This window comes from Desulfosarcina cetonica JCM 12296 (genome assembly GCF_001311845.1).
Taxonomy (GTDB): domain Bacteria; phylum Desulfobacterota; class Desulfobacteria; order Desulfobacterales; family Desulfosarcinaceae; genus Desulfosarcina; species Desulfosarcina cetonica.
Genome location: NZ_BBCC01000527.1, coordinates 1 through 695, shown reverse-complemented (window position 1 = coordinate 695; position 695 = coordinate 1). Strand labels below are relative to the sequence as shown.

At 64.6% G+C, this 695-nt stretch carries 1 protein-coding gene; it reads left to right on the top strand.

The annotated features are described in order from the left end of the window. Positions 1-695 (top strand): hypothetical protein (locus tag JCM12296_RS40880; protein ID WP_218188472.1); only part of this gene is annotated, 695 nt, incomplete at both ends.

Genomic DNA, 695 nt, shown 5'->3' with positions numbered 1-695 from the left:
CCGGCCGACGCGATTTCCAGTTCGGCCTGGGCGCGCTTTCCGAGGTCAAGCAACGCGAGATCCAACGCATCCTGCGCGCTTAAGCGGGTCAAGCGCAATGAGAAGGGCGAGATCGTCATCACCAGCGACGAGCTCTTGCGTGACGACGAGCTGGCCGACCAACGGGGCGGTCCGGCCGAGATTCGCGATACCAAGGTCAAGACGGCCATCTCCTGGCTGGAGCGGGCCGGTTTCTTGCAACGCAACCAGAACCTCACCGATATTTTCCAGGGGCGGCCCTTGGTGGCCAACCTGGACGAAGCCAGCGCCCGCATGGCCGAGTTGAACCTGTCGCCGGCCGTCCAGCGGCTGTGGCGGGGCATCCTGCGTCAGATCTTCAATCTGCCCCAGGACCAAGGGCTCAGCGCCGACAGCATTGCCGAGGGACTTTTCCCCGATGCCGAACGGCTCAAACAGATGGAAATCGCCACCGGCCAGACACCGGCCCAGTTGGTGATCCAGGCCCTGCACGACATGGCCGAGGCACGCATCCTGGATCGCGGATTGATGCTTTCGGCGATCTTCCGCCCGCGGGGCAATCACAACGCCGCCAAGGTGCTGGAGACGATCATCGCCGTCGAGGAGCGCCTTTTAGCCATCATGCGCAGCGAGGACCCGGATGCCGACGACGGCCGCTGGGTCAGCCTGAGCGTGCG